The organism is Echinicola vietnamensis DSM 17526, from assembly GCF_000325705.1.
Taxonomy (GTDB): domain Bacteria; phylum Bacteroidota; class Bacteroidia; order Cytophagales; family Cyclobacteriaceae; genus Echinicola; species Echinicola vietnamensis.
In genome coordinates this window covers 3234471-3255423 of sequence record NC_019904.1, presented here as the reverse complement: position 1 = coordinate 3255423, position 20953 = coordinate 3234471, and the positions used below count along the sequence as shown (strand labels likewise).

The window sequence follows — 20953 nt, the reverse complement described above, 5'->3', positions numbered from 1 at the left end:
ATCATTTTCGCCAAGCCAGCTTCCACTTCTTCATAAGAGCTGTCTGACTCAAAAAAACCACGACCATTCTTCCCATATTAATCTTAGACACATAAACCGGTGTAATGCCTTCATATGTTTCACTATCGGAAGACTCTTCAATAAGCCGTGAACCCATTGGAACTTCCAAGTCATACGCATAATTGACGGTTTCCATAAAGGCTACCCCCCTACTTTTTCCATCTTTTCCCCCATACTTGATTTTATTGGCCACGCTTTCATTTAAAATAAAGGCATTTCCACCCAACTCCATATACAAATGATCCATGGAATAGATCGGTTTTACCCATTGCTTATGAGAAAAGTATCTCTATTAGCTTTGGAAGGAGTAGTGGTATTCAGGTATATCGATTGGTTTTCGAATTCAACAAAATCACCATAACTTGATATCATGGATTGCGTAGCCGGAATAGCTCCTTCCAGGGATGAATAAACCTCCACTTCATTGTACGTGTAGTGGAATACATAAGTGTGCTTTTCATCAGCAACACTCTGCAGTGTGATCAATGCCCCCGGATACTGCATATTCGCATCCCTTTTCAATAAAGGAAAAGAATGGTGAGTGACTTCATCACTTTTGGCTTCTCAAATAATTTCTTTTTCCTCTTCTACTACTGGATCTAAATCTTCATCTACTTGGCAAGAAAATGCACTTACCCAAAAAAAATGATCATCAAAAATTTACGCATAAATCAATAAAATAATTTTGTAACTAAAATTGCAAACCACAATGATAGGTTATTATCATGGGCTGTGAAAGACCGCTCGTGTATAATCGTAAGGGACATGAGTATGATTTACCAAATAAGAATTCTCGTATGGAACCCCTCTAACTATGCTATACAAAATGGCTCTGTGGGATTGACAATCCTCTCTTAGCCTGATTATCGGAAGGAATTTGCATGGTCATGTACGCAAGCGGCATAGCTGACTTACCCTGAATAGCCAAGTGTAATCACCCTATAAAACCCATACTCCATTGATAATCAAAAAGCTAAAACTATATCAGTTTAATTATGGAGGAAAAGTCATAGTAGTTATTTCATTAAATTAATAATAAATAAATACGTTTTTTATGATACAAAATTCATTTTTTACTATATTTACAACAAGTCAATTAAGACACCCTCCCAAAAAGAACCTTTTGCTAGTAAGTGAACTAACCACAAAAATTTTTGAGTAATGAAAATTGTTGTTATCGCAGGCCTTAAGCCTAGTCAAGTGATTTATAAGCTTAAACCCTTGTCTATGGTCGACATGGTCGATGAAATATTTTTGATAAGAAAGGAGAATGGACCCCAATTTGATAAGTTAAAGTACATTATCCTACCCAAACTACTGAGGTTCAGACCATTTTACCTCTTGCTTTCGCCTTTTTTTATGCTGTCCAAAATCAGAAAGATCAAGCCCGACCTTATCCTAAGCTATAATTTTAAGCCTCATGGATTTTTTTCCTATATCCTGTCAAAAGTCACCTCCACTCCCTTTATTTTCAGTGAGATCGACAACCTTACACAGGATTATATGAAAATCTGGCCTGTGGGCAAAGTCATCTCCAGTGCCATGCACGATGCCAAGCACCTCAATGTGCCTGGCAACAACACCAAAAAATATTGGCTGGAACAAGGTATTCCTGCAGAAAAAATATCCATTTTACATAGTACCATCAATACCACAAAAGACTTCCTACCTGCTCCCAAAACACCGAAGGAATTTGACTTTATTTATATCGGGGTACTTGAAGAGCGAAAGAATGTCAACCTGATCATTGAGGCACTTGGGATGTTGAAGCAGAAAGGATTAAAACCTCGCTTCCTCGTGGTGGGTAAAGGTCCTATGATGGAGCCGCTCCGAGCCCAGGTCAAACAGTTGGACTTGGAAGACCAAGTACACTTTGCAGGACACAGTCCCCATGTGGTGAAATTTATCCATCAGTCAAGGTTTTTCATTCTTACCTCAAAGGTAGAAGGCATCCCTTGTGCCATGATGGAATCCATGGCCTGTGGACTTCCTGCACTCGGCACGGATGTTGCAGATATTGCTGATATCGTTAATCACGAAACAGGTTTCTTAATTGATAAGCCTGAATCTACCCTAATCAGTGAGGCCATTGAAAAAGCGATGACCCTAACTGATGATGAATACCAACGACTCTCCCAAGCAGCTAGGGAGCTCATCGTGAACTACCACTCTCATGAATACGCTACTCTCTCCTGGAACAATTTGTTGAAATCTTCCATCAAAGAGCCTATTTATGAAAACGTTTAACAAAGTAGACATTCTTGGAGTCAAAGTAGCCAATGTTTCCTTTGAGGATACCATTGACTACATTGTGGATGCCGTGAAAAACAAGAAGAAAACTTCGATTTTCACCCCCAATATCAATCTATTGATTGCCGCACACAAAGACCAACAGTACAAAGATGTCCTCAACACATCAGGGCTTCTTGTACCAGATGGAAAGCCCCTTGTGTGGACTTCCAAGTGGCTGAAGCAGCCCCTCACCGAAAAGGTCAGTGGGTCTTCCCTGTTCTTTCGGCTCTGTGAGGTTTCTGCACAGGAAAACATGCGGGTGTTTCTCCTTGGGGCGGCACCCGGTGTAGGGGATATAGCCAAACAAAAACTGGAAAAAAAATACCCTGGATTGACCATTAGCGGCACCTACAGTCCACCCTTTGGATTTGAAAATGACCCTGCCGAATTAGATAAAATCGTAAAATTGCTAAAAGAAAGCCGTTCAGATGTACTTGTCGTAGGCCTCGGGGCACCAAAACAAGAGCGCTTTATCAGCAAATACTTAAAGGCCTATAACATCCCTGTAAGCCTAGGCTTGGGATCGTCCATTGATTACGCCGCGGGTGTTCAAAAAATGGCGCCTGAATGGATCAAGAAAACAGGATTAGGATGGCTCTACCGTACACTGGACCAACCCGCACGATTGGGTAAAAGGTATCTTTCGGAGGGGCCACTTTATTTTATGCTCGTCATGAAGCAAATTGCCGGAAACAAAAAAGGTAAAGAAATCAGAATGAATTAAAAAGTAATCGCACAACAGCCACTTAATTTTCATAGCTAATGCAAGTATGGTTACATTTATAAAAAACGAACCATTCACTATAGCTCATTTCACTTTCCATACAAACAGGCCAAAAAACGCAACAGCGGGCCGTTTGTATGGTTTTTTACTTAAATAATAGTGCATTGATAACTGGTATTGATAAATCAAGCAATATTTCAGGGACACTACGTTTCTTTGTTTATCGGAACAATGATACGCCATCAAGGCGTTAAGGCACAAAGCCATTATAAATTCCTTTCAGCCAGGTACAGCATCCACTTGGTGCCTTTGAGTGGTTGTGGTATTTTTATTTATCCATGACTTTGCCATTAAGCAAACTATCAGTCCCCAACTTTTCCGCTTGATCCCACAACTGGGACTTTCCTATTAAGATCTATTTTAATATTGTTTTAGCGCGGTGGAGATGAATAAAGGGTAAACCCAATTTCATGACCACACAGAAATAAGCCTTGATCCACCATCTGTCAAATGCCCTCAAGTTGCCAAAACAGGCTTGGCAGAAAAAGACTCCAACACTTCTTCATATATATTCATCAGGTCGTTGGAAATGATAGATTCATCAAACCGCTTGATATTTTGGAAGCCCTTTGAGACCAAATCAGCCCTTGTAGCTTCCTGATCCATCTGTTCAATATGAGCTATCAATGCCGCTGGATCATCCGGATCACCATACAATGCAGCATTGCCACCAGCCTCCTTAAAACAGGACCCGGTAGAAGTAATCACTGGAGTACCCATACTCTGGGCCTCAATGATCGGAATGCCAAAACCTTCAAAATATGATGGATAAATAAAGACGTGCGCCATTTTATACATCGCGGGGAGATCATTGAAGGCCACATCATGAAGAAAATGCACCCTTCCCTGCAGTCCATATTCCTGGACCATTGCTTTTAATTCATTGAGGTAGGATGTCGCTCTGCCTACGACCACCAAAGGGATACTCCAATCTCTGCGAGCCTTCATGGCTTTCAAAATCAACTGCACATTTTTTCGCTTTTCAATCGTACTCACGAAAAACAAAAACCGATCGGGTAATTGATATTTTGCCTTCACACGTTGGGTTTCCTCGAGTGATACTTCTTTCTTGTAGTTTTCGTGATACCCTTGGTAAACCACCCTGATTTTATGTTCCACTATGCCTAAAAATTCAATAAGATCCTGTTTGGTCTGTTGACTGATCGCGATCACCTGATCTGCTTCTTTACATGACCGCTGCATTTTTATTTTATAAATCTGTACATCAATGGGATTAAAAAGTTCTGGATATCGACAAAACAACAAATCGTGGACGGTCACCACATATTTGGTGGATTTATTTTTAATATATGGGATTTCATTACTTAGGCCATGGAAAATCTCCAGCTCACTGTCAAAATGCTTAACCCCCTGATAAAGACTCCGCCAAGCGCTGGACATCACAGGAAGTTTCCACATGTCAGTTGGAAGTACGATTTTCTGATTATCGTTTTCGCAGGCAATAGACACTTCAGTGCTCTTACGACCACGAACAGGGGTAAAAAGATAGTAATTGTTGGCAGGAAAATTATCACTGAGGGATTTCAGGATAAACCGGCTATAGTTTCCCAATCCAGTAAAATTCTTAAAAGCCCTCTTCGCATCAAACCCAATTCTCATACAGCAAGTAGTTTAGTTCGTTGGTCCAGTATTTTGTCTCTTAATTAGTATAACGACTAGACGTAGTAAAAAATGATTATGCTACAAAAGTTATTAAAATATTTATAAAAAAATATTCATCCGGCTATTTTCTTTTGGAATTGCTGATTGCTCTTGCTTTTAACCTGCCCCCAATGAAAAGAGGAGGGCTCTTAAATCAGTCCCTCCTTTAATAAGGATATAATGGCCAATCCTGTTCCTGAAACTAAATCTTCACCTTAGGATTTTTGGCATATGTTTCCCAAAGCTCATCCAAAGCCAACCCCGTATATGCTTTCCAAAGGCCATCGGAATACGTTTTATTGCGTAGGTGTTGATCCATCTTTTTTACAAACCGCTTATCATAATGCTGGGTAATCCACAGTAAAAAGCGTGCAGTAATCCGGTAACTGTTCTCGTAAGAATGTTCCGGATCAAATGCCGGAAGTGCCCATCCAGCCCCTTCGTTGTCCACTCCAAAATCATAGCGCACATAATCGGCTATTCCTTCTGTCAACCAACCTGGGCCTGCTCCACCTGGATAGGCCTGCACTAAGTGCATTCCTTCATGGGTAATCACATCCAGATCACCGGGCTTTTTCTCCAACCACTGGGAAGCAATCGTAATCTTACCATCGTGGGCATATGCCACACCATTATAGGCCGTATCTATGGTGACGGTCACCTTTTTAGTAGCATTTTTGTTAAATGCCTTGGACATCTTTGGATATACTTTAAAAAATGTTTTGATCAATCCATCTTTTACCGCTTTATCCAGATCTGGGTCTTGATTGATAAAGGTCAGGGTATATTTTCCCTTCGTAATGGTTTCTTTTTCGGTTCTAGCCTGTACAGTGATCAAGGAAGCTAGCACCAACATACATGTTAACGTGAAATGCTTAATCATTGGTAATGTGAAGGTTTTAAAGGTTTGGGATTTGCCATCTTGGGCAGTCAATGGGTTCTTTGACCCTTGCTAATGTACTACCAAGATGGCAACCCCCATAAAATTCAGGTTTCGAATACAGGTTCTCAAAACCATAATCAAAACAGCAGTTTGATAAAATATCCGCCGACCACAGACCGGGCACGGAAGTTCATCACATGAGCATCCTTGGTTTCGTGCCAATCACTGACAGGAACCCTATTAGCTGTTTCATTGGCATATTTCCACATTGGCCCGATCAGGGCTTCAAATTCCGCTTGGCTGTCTGCCAATGAAGCGGTCCAAAACACCCAATCTGATTTGGTATACGTCTTTCTACTGTCCAGTGGCAGCCCATACTTTTCTTGCTTGGTCAGGTAATAAGCAATTTCACTATCCGCCACCTCTTCAGGAAAAACTTTCAGGTCCAGTATCTCGTCCCAAACCAAGTTGTATTTTTGGCTCCATGTACCGGGGCGTTCAAATGCCAATGTATAATGATCTCTATCTCCAGCCAAGTTCATCCATTGTTTGGCCATTCCCCTTGCTTCGGCACGATAATCCCCTTCTACGGATTTCATCCCCAACATACCGGCCATCTTCCCATAAGCGGCCAAAGCCAAAATAGCTTTGACGGAGAGATTGGCATTTCTGGCCAAGTGCCCTGCAAAATCATCCGTAGAAAGCTGATTGGCCGGATCAAAACCACTTTTTCGGAGGTATTCTGCCCAAACCGTCAGAATTTCCCAGTGTTCCCTGGCATAGGCAGGATCATTTTCCTGATGGACAATGGCCGCGGTAAGCAGTAGCATGTTCCCAGCCTCTTCCACCGGCATGTCCTCTCCATACGTCTGGCCATTGGCGATGGGATAAGTACCCAGGTCGTGCGCTGGAAATGGTTTTTTCCAGCGTCCACTCTCTGAATAGTAGAAAATACCATTGAGCATCCCTTTCATTAAGTCAGGATTATAGTATAAAAACAGTGGTGCAGATGGATAGGTCACGTCGACGGTATTGATTGAACCATTGCTATTGTTTTCCTTGGACAAAAATAGCAATTCACCTTCTGGCCCCTCCACTAGGGTATGGGCTGCAATGGCCTGGCGATATGCCAAAATGCACATATCAGCATATTTCCTCCCTCCAGCAGCCAAAACCTCCTGATGAAGTTTTTGATCAAAGTCCTCACATCGATGCATCACGTTAGCATAATCCTCATAAGCGTTCACCAGTTGTTGTTCGAATTTACCACCTGAAGTCGTTTTCCACCATGGTAAAAGATCCTCTCCAAAAAACTGTATAGCTGTTTCCTCATCATAGCCTACCAAAAACACCTGCTCTTGCCTTTGTTTTCCTACCTCCCCAAGATCCACCAAATTGTTCAGCACCAAACGCTTCCCCACGAGCGCTTTCTCCCGACCCTGCTCTTCTGTCAGAGTAGCCAGCGCTTTTTGCGAAGTACTGATCCATTGCTTGGTCTTTTCCCCTGCTCTGACTGCCACGTATGCATGCCCCCAATCAATGCGGACATCGTCTCCTTTCCTTCCCAAGACAGCCTGCTCAGTAGTGCCCACTTTCATCATCTCAAGTCCATCAAAAGCATATTGGTCCGCTGCTACTTCTTGAAAGGGCTGGTGAACAGCCAAATCACTGGACACGCCAAGGTAAATTTCCACTTGATGAGGCCTTCCATCGGCGGATGTTGCTGAGGTGGTGATATAAGAAACCGGGCGTGCCAGCAAATCCAAATCATCCAATATCAAAGGAGACGTAAACGTTACATCCAAGTTCACTCCTCCACAAGCAAAGACGTATTTCGTCTGGGTGGCAGACAGGTTCACTTCTTTCTGTTCTTCTACTTGAATGGTACTGAGCACAGGTAAGACTACTTCCTCTGCCAATCCCACATCCAACCAACGGCCGCCGGCTGTATTTTTGATATGTATCGCCAACACATTCCCTTCCTCCTGAAGTCCCTGCTGAACGGACGTGGGAATTTCCACATACGTAAATCGGTGTACCCATCCTTCCAATGTATACACCTGCTCTCCATTGAGATACACTTCGATATTATCATCATGCCGGATTTTTAAATTGAGCTTGTTTAGATCGGCCAAATCTGCCAAATCAAACTCCCTTCTTAGCCATAGCTCATCTGTGTTCCATAAAGTCCCCGCTTCTTCCCGTTGATCGGTGAAGGGAGCCTTGCCCTTTTTCCAGTCATCATCGTTAAACCCTGGTAAAAACCACCCATTTTCCGGGCGATTTTCAGTATAATACAATTGGTAACTTGCCTCATCACTGGTGGGCAAAACATGGGCATACTGCTTACTCTCCTTTCCCAAAAATCGATAGGTCGTTCCGTCCACTTTAATAAGCCCTAGCATACCGTGATCGGCAGTAGTCCAGTGCTTTGGAGTAGTGTTATTGAGCTGGTCACCCATGGACCAGATGCTGAAATTCGGGTTATGGGTAATCAGCGGGTAGGCAGGAGCCCTGAGCGCTTGCTGCGCCAGGGCATCTTGACCTGTGAATAATCCAAAACCCAAAGTAATGATTGCAATTATTTTCTTAATACGCTTCATTGTGTTTTTTTGTAGGAATGCTTTCTCCTTATTGGTAACTATCAATAAACGGTTTCCTGTATAAAAACCGTCACTTCAACATGGCATGACATGTCCCGATAGTAATCGGTCATGACATTTCACGGTCTTTTTTAACGTGCTTTTTTTAAAATCAATTGGCGCTATTCGTCTCCATCTTCCTCCTCAGGCTCCTCGGTATCCTCAGTATCCAGCTCTTCAAGGGCAATTTTACGGATTCGGTGATTCATTTGGTCGCCAATGTAGAATGCCCCATCACTATACGCGATACCGGAAGGTCTGTCAAAACGCGCCTCTTCCCTTAGGTCCCCATCCACATAGCCATATGGGTCTGGGTTGATACTTGAACTTCCTCTTCCTGCAAAGGTCGTCACGCTTCCTTCTGGACTCAGCTTCCGAATAGCATGATTATATTGATCCGTGAAATAGAAATCGTATTCATCTGGCTTACCTTCCGCAGCATAATCCTCGTTTTTCACGAAAACCCCTTGGTAGGGATTGCGCATCCGAACTTCAGATCCCACACCATCCTGATATCCTGGACTTCTAAGCTGACCGCACACTAAATAAGGCTGGTTAAACTGTTCCTTTTCCCAATTATAATCGACACGTAGAATATAATGCTGATTGATCACTAGAATGTACGCGTAATTGCCGGAAGGATGAATAAATACTTTGTATTCCCATTCAGGATCATGGACTACAAACAAGGTTTCATAATCCTTATCACCTAATCCTTCGGAGAAGTATTTGTTTAGGTCAAAGCGGAAAAACTGGCCTTTTTCATAACTGTTAAAATATAACTCACCATTTACAGGATGCACCGATGCCCCGTTGCATTGCCGATACCGGGTGAGAATTTCCCGGTCTTGCCAGTCCTTATCCCTTGACAAACGATAGGTGGCCCTATCATTTTCACCACCGCGGTCTTCAGCAATAATCATATATTGACCGTCATTGGTGAAATCTATACTCCTGGGCCTATCAAAATCCGAGCGCTTCTTGGTGACGGTACTGTCCTCCAAATCGATCAGGTATAATCCATTATTAAAATCAAAAGTCACCCATAGGTGCTTAGGATTAAGCGGATCAAATTTCATAAAGGAAGGTTCCCAAAAACCACTGGCCATTTCACTTTCATCATCGGCCTTGAATTTACCATCTTTCCAAGGCTCATCACCTCGGTCATTTTTATACCCGATCAGGGTCGACACCACCATCTTACGCTGATAGTCAAAATACACGTCAGCATCTGAAATCACTTCCCTGCCTGCTTCGCCCACGCGCACCTCCACATCCCCGGCAAATGCCTGCTTCGGCACCAAACAGTAAAGTGACTCTCCCTTCACATTGATTACCGTGGCCTCTTTTCCTCCAATAAAAACCGACACCATTTCTGGATCAGTGCCGAAATTTTCTCCATAAATCACCAACCGCTGCCCTGCTCCTCCCGAACTCGGCGTAAAGCCAGACACCACGACCGGCTTGTTAGGATCAAATGGAGCGAAAGACTCTTCTTCCTGATTGTCCATCTGACAACCTCCAAAAATCCCACCAATCAGCACCATTAGTAGACAGAGGGCCATTAGCCGCTCCTTGTTATTTTTTATATGTAAACGCATAGTTTTTTAGATTTTAATTTCACAATACCTACTGTATTCCTTCCCAATATGGTCTGTAGCGAAATGTTCTGGCCCTACCATTCGATTGCTTGATCCTCATCAGGAATCTGAGTATTCAGTTGTCGCTCAAGAATCAGCGAACCCGAAACCTTGTAATTGATATCCACATTGGGCACCATGGTATAATCTGAAAATTGATAATCGATATTGTTTATGGTCAAATACCTGTGCAGGAGATAGGGGCGTATATCATCCATTTGCTCATTAATGGTATAGCTAGCGTCCTTGTTTACTTGGAATTTCATATCCGGATTGTCCGCATAAAAGGTGACAGCACCATTCTGATCAAAGTCGGCATAAATCTTATAATTCCTTCGATCTTGACGGTCCTCATCAATATTCCCCGCATAGAAAAACACCGTATTTTCATCCACAACATACGCTCGAATTTCCTCCTTGACGATCGGAGTCTCATCTTCATAGCCTTCCATGGTGGTCTTCAGGGCAGTTCCACTATAGGTACCGGAATAGTCGTTAAAAGGATGGATCCGCAGAAGCGCTTTACGGTAGTGCTTTCTTGGGTTGGCTACATAATTATAAGAAGGATCATCCTTGATCGTCAAGGGCAGCACCCACTTATCCACCATATCGATATCCTTTAGGGAAAAGTCGATGGTCATGAGAGCGGTATTTTCGCCTGCCTTGATGTCCACCGTACTGGGGATTTCATAATATTTACTGTCCAATTCCCGGTAGTAAAAATCTTCCCTGTTTTGAAAATGTTCGTAATTCAGCACCTCCAAGGTATCTGAATCTACTTCTACATGCACTGTCCTGTCTACTACATTGGTCCGGGACCCGCTGACGATCAGCGGTTGTTGGAAGGTGGTTTTCTCATCTTCGCGGTATCGAATGTAGATGTCACTAACACCTTCACTGGACACAGGTGCTTTGAAAGAAACGAAATTATCAAACTGCTCTTCTGTCCATTCATCATTGCAGGCACCGAAGAGCATAAGCAGTGAAATCAGGCAAAAGGATATATTGGATTTATTCATGATAGTGCTATTTAGGTTAATCATTATAGGTCCATCCAGGGTTTTGGGTGAGACGGTTGTTTCTTTTCAGTTCGGTATGGCTGATCGGCCAAAACCACATCTTATCTGCAAAGGTGGTTTCCAGCGCCCAAACCGCCACTGGCTGATGGAATAGGTCACGCTCGGCTTCATTCATCAGCACATTACAACCATATATAGGCAGGGACTCTTCCACAGGAGCATCCATCCATCGGCGAAGGTCATAGTAGCGCTGCCCTTCCGCTAAAAGCTCAATGAAACGCTCCCGCTTCAATCTTTTTCGCAAGGCTTCCTTATCACCATAAACGCTGGCTGGGTAATCCGGTACCCCGGCACGAATCCGCACGGGATGGATGCCCCTTTGCATTTCGGTGATGTCCCGTGAAATATTGTAACTTCCTCCATCCCAAGCGGAGATGGTGTATGATCCATCCAGCTCGTTCAATGCCTCTGCATACATCAACAAGATATCAGCATAGCGGATAGCCGGTTCAGGCTTGTACACGATATTATCGATATCGCCACCCTCATAGGTGTCATTGGGGTGGACATATTTTTTGACGCCAAAACCTGTCCTGAGCCAATACGCATTGGAGGAATTGAAACCATTTCCACGTGGATTGTCCCTGTAATAGAAAACTTGTTGGTTACGATTACGCTCTTGTGATTCATTTAACAACGACCAGAAACTACCATTATAAGCCACTGAAGCATAAAAACGCGGTTCACGATGGGCATACTGCAGCGATACGCCCGGCATGAGTGGACGATACCTTCCCTCCTCATAATCCTCTTGGCTTACATAGCCGCTCACTCGATCCGAACCGTCGCCGCGGCCAATTTCCTTGTCCTTCCCAGGGGCATCGGTACCATCATTCATATAATAAGCGTCCACTACTTTTTGGGTCAGGCCATGGGTATTCCACCCGGTAGCAGATCGGGGCAGCTGATGGGCCACCATCGCACGGATACTTTCCCCATCCTGGTTATTGCCCCGGGTAAAGATCAATTCCGGATTGCCTGAGGGCGGTAAGGTCCCATCAAACACCTGGGCATATGATTTTTCAGGATCGATATCTGCCCAACCAGCCGGCCAATTCTTATTGGAAAAATTACCGTCATCTGGAGGAATGACAGTGGCATTATCCCCTGTTTCCACCAAAGGAACGGTGTAAAGTTCATACAGTCCCAGCTCGATCACATCTCTGGCAGCGGCAGCAGCCTTTGCCCACTTTTCTTCTTGATAATCGGCAGAAAGGAGTCGGTTTCCTTCATCATCTACCAGCCTAGCCGCATAATTTGACGTATTACCGTTTGCCAGTGGGCTGGCAGCATATAGTAAGGCTTTTGCACGCGCTGCCAAAGCGGCTCCAGGCGTGGCCCTGGCCGAACTCTCCTGTCCACGGGTCATGCCATGGGCCGCCATTTCTTGGGCAGCAAGCAGCATCTCATCACCGATAAATTCCGCACAGGCTTCATAGCTGAACCGTGGAACCGCCAGTTCATCATAGCTTTTGGTATAATCCAATCCTTCATCGGGCAGTAGTGGAATCGGACCGTATTTCCGCAATAACAACCAATAGAGGTATGCCCTGGCGAATCGAGCCTGTCCCCTATAATCTTCAATTTCCTCTTCCGTCATCTCAGTATTCATATAAATATTATGAATGAAGGTAGAAGCATTGCGAATACCCCTGTAACACCGGGTCCAAGTTCCCTGCTTAGCGTTTTCAGTATATTCGCCCATCTTGAACATATTATAGGAAAGTTCATTTTTAGACGGGTCATAATCACTGTCCCGGTCACCATAATACATCCCATCGGCGAAATTATGGGGAGTGACACCCTTACTGGCCACATCTGCATTGATGCCTCTTAGTTCCTCAAAAACATTGGCCAGCCATTCTTCGGAATAGACTTTACTTTGAAATACTTTTTCCTCTGTCAGGCGATCCTTGAAGTACTGACTGGAATCGAGGTAATCGTCGTTACAGGAAGAAAGTAAGCCTGTGCCACATACAAATAATAGTACCGTATATATTAATTTCTTATTCATCACTTTTCAGTTTACAGGTTAACACTTATTCCCAGTGTAATGGATTTGGCTGGCGGATAGTCCTCGCCACGTGGAGTGGCCAATTCCGGATCCCATAGTTTGAACTTCGACCAAGTAAACAAATTGGTTCCGACCACATATAGCCGAATATTGTCTGCCCGCACCAGTCTGGAGATTTTTTTGGGAAGGCTGTAGCCAATATCCACGGTCTTCAGTCGGAGATAACGGCCATCTCTTAGCCAGAAAGTGGATTCCCGGAAATTGTTGGGATTGGGACCGTAGCTCAAGCGCGGATAAGAGGCATTGGGATTTTCGGTGGACGGGTCTTCGGAAATATCTGCCGAAATCCAGCGATCATCGCCCATTACTCCTTTCATCACCTGTCCCCATTCCCCTTCGCTGAAAGCGTGGACGGTTTTGCCATAAGTGGAAAAAGTGGATTTACCGGCTCCTTGAAAATGCACACCAATGTTGAAGCCTTTCCAGTTTGCCGAAGCCCCAATACCGTAAATCAAGTTAGGACGCCGGGTCGCACCAATCGCCACCCGATCACCATCATTGATGACCCCATCACCGTTGACATCTTTGTATTTGATATCGCCAGGCTGGTAGACACCAAACGTTTGGGTAGGACTGTTCCGAATATCATCATAGTCCTCAAACAGTCCCAAGGCCACCAAACCTCTGGACTGCCCTACGCGAAAACCCTCTTCATTTTGATAAGGATAGACATTGTTTTCTTCATCTTTTTCGACGATTTCGTTTTTACTGTAGGTGATATTACTTCTGGCCGTAAGGGTTACTTGGCCCACTTGCTGGATGTATTTAAACCGTCCATCCAATCCACGGGACTTTACGATGCCCACATTGGCGCGCGGGGTACTTTCCAAGCCCACCATCGCAGGCAAGTACTCTCGTGGCATGTAGATTCCTGTACGTTCTTCGTCAAAAAAATCAATATTCGCCGTAATGTGATTGGTTTCGATATCAAATCCCAAGTTTTGCTTTGTCGCGACCTCCCACGTCACATAAGGCGAGGCCACTTGGGAGTACATCATTCCTCCGAAATACCGATCAGAACCATAATCGGCCCACTGATAGCCTCCAACAGGCTCTCCATCATCATTGGTGATTTCCGAAATTGTATAAAGGTAAGGGAAACGTTCACCTCCCATCAATTGGTCATTTCCAGCTTTACCATAGGAATAGCGGACCTTGAACAAGTTTAACCAACCAATATTGTTTTTGACAAAATTCTCATCGGCAATATTCCAGGCAAAGGAAACTGCTGGAAAAAAGCCATACTGCTCTCCCGGGGCAAAATTTTCCGAACCGGTATAACCAAAATTGAAATTCACAAAATAACGGTAAAGCCAGTTATAAGTAAGCCTTCCGGCAATGGCTTGGTTTTTTCTGGCAATACCATTCTTGATATCACCTCCCAAATTGACCGTCTGTACATAGGCATCCCGCGTGAAGCGCGTGGCACCCCCCACATGGTGATCGCCAATGTCCCGGTTATAATTGATCATAAGATCATAAAACTCGAGCCTGTTACCACTGGAGGTGCTCGATTGCTGCATTTCACTGGGGTTTGAAATGTGTGTAAACACCAAGTCCCCATTCACGTCACGCGCTCTAGCGGCCTGCCATTGTTCAGGCCACTTTCTACGCTGAATATTATTAGTATTTAGGATATCATATCCCACGATACCGCGAACACGCAACCCCTCAGTAACAAATCCCAAATCTTGCTCGACTGTAATATTGGTCTGCACCTTGTTTACCCAGTTCTCGTTAAAACCGGTCTGCGTAGCCATCACCCAAGGGTTGGTCTGGTTACCGGTTCCCACGGCAGGCACGTAGCCATTAGAATACAGTACGGGGGTCCTGATGGGCGAATACCCAAATAAGGCTCCCCAAAAATCAACATCCCCCAATCCAGGGCTATTTCGCTTACTGAGTGATCCCGCCACACCAATCTTCACCTCGGTGGTTTCTGTAAGGTTAAAATCTGCATTTAGCCGATAATTCCAACGCTTGTAGTTCGCATTGGTGTTATAATCGTCCTTTAGACTTTGGTCGATTTCATACATTCCTCCTTCATTGATATAACTGCCAGAGGCATAATATCGGGAGGTAGGACCTCCGCCGCTCATGTTCAAATTGGCCCGATAGGTCATGGCCCCATCTCTTAGGAGCAGGTTTTTCCAGTCTACATTGGGATACAAATCCGGATCAAGGCCCAATCGTAAAATCTCCAGTTCCTCCGGCTGGTATATCGGCCCTTCATTCCGCGTAATCCTTGATTCATTTAAAAGGCTGGCATAAGTCACCCCATCTTCAAACTCCGGCGTAATGGTCCGCGTATTGTAAATGAATTCATCCTTGAAATTCACGTCTATCTTGCCCGCACTACCTCTCTTGGTGGTAATCAGAATCACCCCATTGGCTCCTCTAGAGCCATACATGGCGGTTTCTGCGGCATCCTTCAGTACAGTGATGGATTGGATATCTTCAATGTTAAGCTCATTTAAGTCACGCTCGATATTGTCTACCAACACCAAGGGATTGGTTCCTCCACCAAAAGTGGAAATTCCACGGATCCAAAATTCAGAAATATTTTTCCCTGGTTGACCAGACTGCATCATGCCCATCACCCCTGGCACATTTCCAGCCAAGGCATTTGACAGGCTTGAAGTAGGATTGGACTTCATATCGTCCACATTTACGGTAGAAACCGCCCCTGTGAGTGATATCTTCTTCTGCTCACCAAAGCCTACCACGACCACTTCCTCCAAGGATTCTGCGTTTACCAATAACACAACATCTATTTTGGACTGTGTCCCGACTTCTACTTTATAGGATTCAAAACCTATATAACTGAATATCAGGGTCGTTCCTTCCACCACATCAATGGAATAAGTCCCGTCAATATCTGTGACGGTGCCCCTGTTCGGCTGTCCTTCTATCAGGACCGATGCTCCGGGAAGTGGTTCCCCCTCTTCGTCGGTTACGACTCCTGTTATTTCTTTAAACACTTCCTTCTCAGGAATGGCAAGTACCACGCCCTTGTCCTTCGTTTTTTTAACACTGATGCTATTGTTGACCTGTCTGAATTCCAGCCCGAGGCTTAATGCCATCTCTTCAAGATGTGCTGCTACGGTGGCCTTTTTATTGGAAATGTTCACCAACTGGTCCTTGTCGAGATTTCTGTCCGTATAAAAGAAATTAAAAGCAGTATTTTTCTCGATCTCATCCAATGCCTGTCCCAATGCTCTTTGGCCACTGGGCAGCTGAATGAAGACTTCATCGATGCCCTTTACTTGGGCGGAAGAATGCTTTGCCAGTAGGGAGCTCATGGTCATGGTCAGGATCATAAAACAATAGCCTGCATATTTTGAGACCATAATTATTTTCTGGGTTAAATTTTGTTTCATATTTTGGGTATATCAATTGAACATAAGTTTCGTGGCAGTTGGAGTTCCAGTCCATATACTGCCATAATCATGATGAGATTGATGGTTGTCCGGGAATGTATGGCCGTACATTTCCGGACTTTATTGTCCACGTTATATTTCCATAGGCAAGGTTAGTTTGGGTGAAAGGTTAGGATGACTTGTTTCTTGTTTATCTCATAATCAAACCCGATCGAATGCCCCAAAATATTGAGGACATTATCGAGGTATTCGTTCTTGTCAAATGTACCCGAGCATTGGAAGCCTTTGCCCGTGGCACCATTTACCTGAATCGACACATTATACCAGCGTTCCAAGGTGCGCACCACCTCCTCGAAAGGCATACCATCGAAATGCAGGATGCCCTCTTTCCAGAAAAGTACCTCCTGGATGTTTACATTTTTCTTCTGAAGCTCACCACTTTGTTCATTGGCGATGACTGCTTGGCCGGGCCTCAGTTCCAGCTGCCCGGAGTTGTCCAGGGCCTCTACGCGAACTTTTCCATGGGCCAAGGCCACTTCTGTATCTTTCATATCGGGAAAAGCTTTGATATTAAAGGCTGTTCCCAAGGCTACGGTCCTTACCCCGTTGCTCTCCACAGAAAAAGGATGTGCTTCATCAGGGAAAACTTCAAAAAATGCCTCCCCAAGCAATTTCACATGACGATTCGTAGCAAAATCGGCAGGATAGGTTAGCGTGCTGGCAGCATTGAGGTATATAATCGTGCCATCAGGTAATTTCAATTTGGATTTTTGACCTGCCGGGTTAGATTTAACATGCATAGCCACCACTTCGGTGGGCAGCGAGCCAGCATTTTTTCCCCAGAAGTACTCATAGCCCAAAAGACTTAACGATAAAAATATGGCCAGTCCTGCAGCAATTTTAAATCCCATGCCCCTTTGGTCAATGCGCTTGTTGACTTCTGGTTTCATGGCCGCAGGACGCTTTCCTTGCTGCTCCAAAATTTTCCTAAAAGTAGCTTCCTGATCAAAAGTGTCCGCTTTGCTCTTTGCGGAAACAGCTTCCTGCCAGTGTTCTTCCAAGCTCCTCTCTAGAAAAGCTTCCCCTTCCTTGGAATGGTACCATTGCAGAAATTCCTCTACTTCCTCTTGCGGCAATGTCCCTTTATAGAATGCTTTCAGTTGTTTTTCTCTATCCATTTGTTCGGCGTTACAAATAGATATACCATTAACTCAAATGAAATACTCATGGGGAAATAAAAAAAGGAGAGATTTTTTCCCTCCTCTTTTAAGCACTAAATAAACCCCTATTAATTTCTTTGTATTTTCGAAACGTTGAAGGGCGATAACGAATACCGCAAAAACTTCAAATCCGATTCGATTTTTACTCGTTATGCACTAATGTAAACGCCTGTGTCGACTGCTCATCAAAAGGCAAAGAAATTTCGCCATTTGGCGTTAACTGTCCCTTCTCCAGCTGATAACCGGCCGATTCGATTTTCACTTTTGCTGCAGGTGTAAATTGGTCCCCAGTAAGCTTGACCGTAATCGCCTTGCTCTTCTTATCGTATTCTACACGGCTGATCTTTCCAGCCCGGCTGGTAATCCATACCTCAGCTGGAGCAACAAACACTGCATTCTTGGCGCCAGTGGTCAAATTTAACGTTACTTTACTGGCTCCTTCTTCGACATTGCCTCCAAATCCAAGCCAACCAAACCTGTCGTCTTCATAAAGATAGGCGCCGTTATTGACCACATAGCCGTAAAATCCGCTTCCATAATCCCCGGAAAGGGGATCTATGTCAAGGGTACTTGGAAAGGAATGGAAAGCTGCCGGACCAAAGCCATCAGCAGTAATATTGGCCATGGCTCCCATCATGCCGGCATGGCCCACGCGGAGGAGATACAGATCATCCGGATGATCGCGGTATGCCTTGAGGACAGGGATGGCATTCAGCGCTGAACCATAATGGTGCAGCTGGCGTTCGATTCTGCTGATCTTTCCTCCATAAAGGAAATCCCAATACCTACGGGCCGAGCCATTATATCCCCAGTGAGGAACTGTCGGCATGTAAGCCAAAATAGCGTTAAGGGTCACGCGAGCTTTATTATCAAAGCCAAAATAGTCTGACCACATATACACTTCTTCCTGACCGGTGGAATCCCAAGGCATTTCACTTCCAAATGGAAAAGCCAATGACTCCCAAATATCCGCTCTGTTACGCATCACAGCTTCCAGCTTTGCCGCTTTTGTGGACCATCCTTCCCCTTGCAAATCCTTCAAAAGGTAAACAAAAACACTGCCCTCCATTTGTCCATATTGGGCATAATGCGGGGCCTGCTCGACCATCGCAAGGGCCGTCTCGTAAGCTTGGTCCAGATACCAGTCCCATTGCTCTGCCTCGACCAACCCATTATAATCTCTTGCCAAGCGGTACATCACCCAATATGCTGCGGTGACATGGGGATAGTTATAGGACCTTCCGGTGGTGCCTGCATCCTTTTTACTCCAGGCCGCCCAAGTATCATAATTGATATCATCACGATACGTTCCTGCTGGCATGCTGTCTGGCTCATAGTAAAACACACTCTTTTTTACACCAAATTTTCGATCTCCTTCGGCATACTGAATACCTCCCCACATCGTCTCATGTACGAACCGCTCTAACTTGGCAATCTCTTCGGGATTTGGCGCGACCAATTGTTTCATCATAGCCGCTAGCCATGAACCGGCACCGCCTTCATCACTGAGCCCTGCTATCCACGCCCTGCTATCCTGCAGTACCTTTTCCTGCTCTTCGTAGTCGTAGGAAATCACCGAAGGGCTCCGGCCAAAAAGGTCATCATCATCCTCATACCATTGCTCTTGGGTCAAAAAGCTGCCCATATCGGCGAGTATCGCTGTTTCCGGTTTTACCACCTTATACTGGATGGTCTGGACGGTACCGTCTTCATAGGTGACCGTTAAACGCACGCGGCCCCACTGGTTTCCAGTGATTTCATAGGCTGTCCAATCCTCATCCTTGGCTTTTACTTTTTCTATAGAAACCGAATTGGCTGGAAAAACTTCCATAGATGTGATGTTCTCCGGATAGCGCAAAAACAACTTTCCTTTGACGTCTTTAGGCAGCACAAAGCCGGGAATACCCACGCCCACTGGCCGGTTTTCAGCGACCAGTTTTTCTTCAATGCTCTTCACACTTTCTGTCAAAACAAACCTCAACCCTACTTCCAACGCTTCTCCCGGAAGAATTTCTTTGGATTGTGGAGCATTCCACGGGCTCACTCCCTCCCACTCCTCTTCAGCATACCCTTTCGTAAAGACCTGCCATTCATGAAAGCCCTCAAAGGTGACGCTCTTTGGCGTCGGATCGTCCAATAGCGGCCGATAAGCTTCAAAAGGGGTTTTCCCATGGGGCACGACCAATAACACCGGCCCATTGCCATCCAACCTGTTTACTTGTAGGTAACCTGCATCCATGCCAATATAGGGATCGTAAAACACCTTCTGATGGTGAGCTTCTTCAAGGCTCTTGTGATGCAAAATATTATCAAAGATCATCGGAAGCCCCAATCCGCCGATTTCCACGGTTTGGGAAGAGGAATTGACGAGCTTAAAGCGAAGGACCAAATCTCCAGCTACCTCTTCCCAGTATCGAAAGACTTTTAGGGGCATATCCTCTGGAAAAGTCGCGGCCAAATCTGCCGCCGCCAACACCCCTTGGCCAGCTGATATGGGCGTCACAGGTTGGCGGTGACCAGCACTGGAAAAATCCTGCCATTCGTCCTTCCCTGATTCTCGGAGCCTTATATTGATGTCTCCTAATTGATAAAGGCCATCTCCTCCTCTTTTATCCAAATGCTCAAAAGGAACATAATCAAACGTTTGGTCTGATCTGGGGATTAAGCTGGCCATGGTCTGCGAATCCTTCACCAATTTCAGCTCAAACGCCCCTGTTTCATAGACCGAATAGCCATTTTGAATTCCTAACGTCTGAGGAGTATCCGAAATACGGTCCCATATGTCTTGCCCAACGGCTGCCGAGGCTGCCATGAGTCCCCCGAAGAGGACCAAGCCAAAAGTTACATGCTTTATCATCAATCTATCGCTTAATATGTAATGGTGTCAATTCTACGTACTCAAAGTTATTTAATTGCTCAAAAAATCTATACCACACAATTAGCCCATGGTAATACTATTTCCTCCGAAGTGGCCATCATGATTGCGATTTATGCTGAATCACTCATCTTTTTGTAGGCCTCGGGTACTCTCTCAGGGGGTATCTTATCGATTAATTATTATTGCTGGGCCAAATGTAAAACCACCACCAAATAAACTATGCTTTACCCTTTGATCGTTAAAGGCTACTTCACTCCTTCATTAATTTAGCCGTAACTACTTTTCCTGTAACATGCTTCGAGGATAAGGACATTTTGTGATCGAGTATAAAATTTCGTCAAATGAATTTATTTCAGTTG

At 44.6% G+C, this 20953-nt stretch carries 13 protein-coding genes; 2 read left to right on the top strand and 11 right to left on the bottom strand.

Translation table 11 applies throughout. The annotated features are described in order from the left end of the window. Position 1: 1 nt before the first annotated feature. Positions 2-307: a hypothetical protein gene (locus ECHVI_RS13330; protein WP_015266527.1), complete on the bottom strand. Its 306-nt coding sequence runs from the start codon at positions 305-307 to the stop codon at positions 2-4. Between the two features lie 14 nt (positions 308-321). Continuing rightward, a complete protein-coding gene (locus tag ECHVI_RS13325; RefSeq protein WP_015266526.1) occupies positions 322-564 on the bottom strand; it encodes a hypothetical protein in 243 nt (80 codons plus the stop codon). Between the two features lie 657 nt (positions 565-1221). On the opposite strand from ECHVI_RS13325, the gene ECHVI_RS13320 reads away from it, so the two are divergent. Together ECHVI_RS13320 and ECHVI_RS13315 are read left to right on the top strand one after the other, a co-directional pair. Further along, the gene (locus ECHVI_RS13320) at positions 1222-2307 is read left to right on the top strand and encodes a glycosyltransferase (protein WP_015266524.1); all 1086 of its coding nucleotides are present in this window, start codon (positions 1222-1224) and stop codon (positions 2305-2307) included. Next, a complete protein-coding gene (locus tag ECHVI_RS13315; protein WP_015266523.1) occupies positions 2294-3076 on the top strand; it encodes a WecB/TagA/CpsF family glycosyltransferase in 783 nt (260 codons plus the stop codon). The genes ECHVI_RS13320 and ECHVI_RS13315 overlap by 14 nt, the downstream gene beginning before the upstream one ends. Before the next feature lie 516 nt (positions 3077-3592). Here the strand turns inward: ECHVI_RS13315 and ECHVI_RS13310 are convergent. The 9 genes from ECHVI_RS13310 to ECHVI_RS13270 form a co-directional block, all read right to left on the bottom strand. Next, positions 3593-4756: a glycosyltransferase family 4 protein gene (locus ECHVI_RS13310; RefSeq protein WP_015266522.1), complete on the bottom strand. Its 1164-nt coding sequence runs from the start codon at positions 4754-4756 to the stop codon at positions 3593-3595. Positions 4757-5000: 244 nt separating this feature from the next. Further along, positions 5001-5681 carry a basic secretory protein-like protein gene (locus ECHVI_RS13305; protein WP_015266521.1) on the bottom strand — a complete coding sequence of 227 codons (681 nt, stop codon included), beginning with the start codon at positions 5679-5681 and terminating at the stop codon, positions 5001-5003. A 137-nt stretch (positions 5682-5818) separates the two neighbouring features. Next, the gene (locus ECHVI_RS13300; protein WP_015266520.1) at positions 5819-8284 is read right to left on the bottom strand and encodes a glutaminase family protein; all 2466 of its coding nucleotides are present in this window, start codon (positions 8282-8284) and stop codon (positions 5819-5821) included. A 161-nt stretch (positions 8285-8445) separates the two neighbouring features. Beyond that, entirely contained in the window at positions 8446-9924 is a 1479-nt protein-coding gene (locus ECHVI_RS13295) for an IPT/TIG domain-containing protein (RefSeq protein ID WP_015266519.1), read from the bottom strand. 74 nt (positions 9925-9998) lie between these two features. Beyond that, positions 9999-10982: a DUF4973 domain-containing protein gene (locus tag ECHVI_RS13290; RefSeq protein ID WP_015266518.1), complete on the bottom strand. Its 984-nt coding sequence runs from the start codon at positions 10980-10982 to the stop codon at positions 9999-10001. Positions 10983-10998: 16 nt separating this feature from the next. Then, positions 10999-13056: a RagB/SusD family nutrient uptake outer membrane protein gene (locus tag ECHVI_RS13285; RefSeq protein WP_015266517.1), complete on the bottom strand. Its 2058-nt coding sequence runs from the start codon at positions 13054-13056 to the stop codon at positions 10999-11001. A gap of 11 nt (positions 13057-13067) precedes the next feature. Then, positions 13068-16496 carry a SusC/RagA family TonB-linked outer membrane protein gene (locus ECHVI_RS13280; protein ID WP_217189896.1) on the bottom strand — a complete coding sequence of 1143 codons (3429 nt, stop codon included), beginning with the start codon at positions 16494-16496 and terminating at the stop codon, positions 13068-13070. Between the two features lie 152 nt (positions 16497-16648). After that, entirely contained in the window at positions 16649-17674 is a 1026-nt protein-coding gene (locus ECHVI_RS23005; RefSeq protein ID WP_015266515.1) for a FecR family protein, read from the bottom strand. A 184-nt stretch (positions 17675-17858) separates the two neighbouring features. Next, on the bottom strand, positions 17859-20573 hold the full coding sequence (locus tag ECHVI_RS13270) for a DUF5695 domain-containing protein (protein ID WP_015266514.1): 2715 nt from the start codon (positions 20571-20573) through the stop codon (positions 17859-17861). Between the last annotated feature and the right edge of the window lie 380 nt (positions 20574-20953).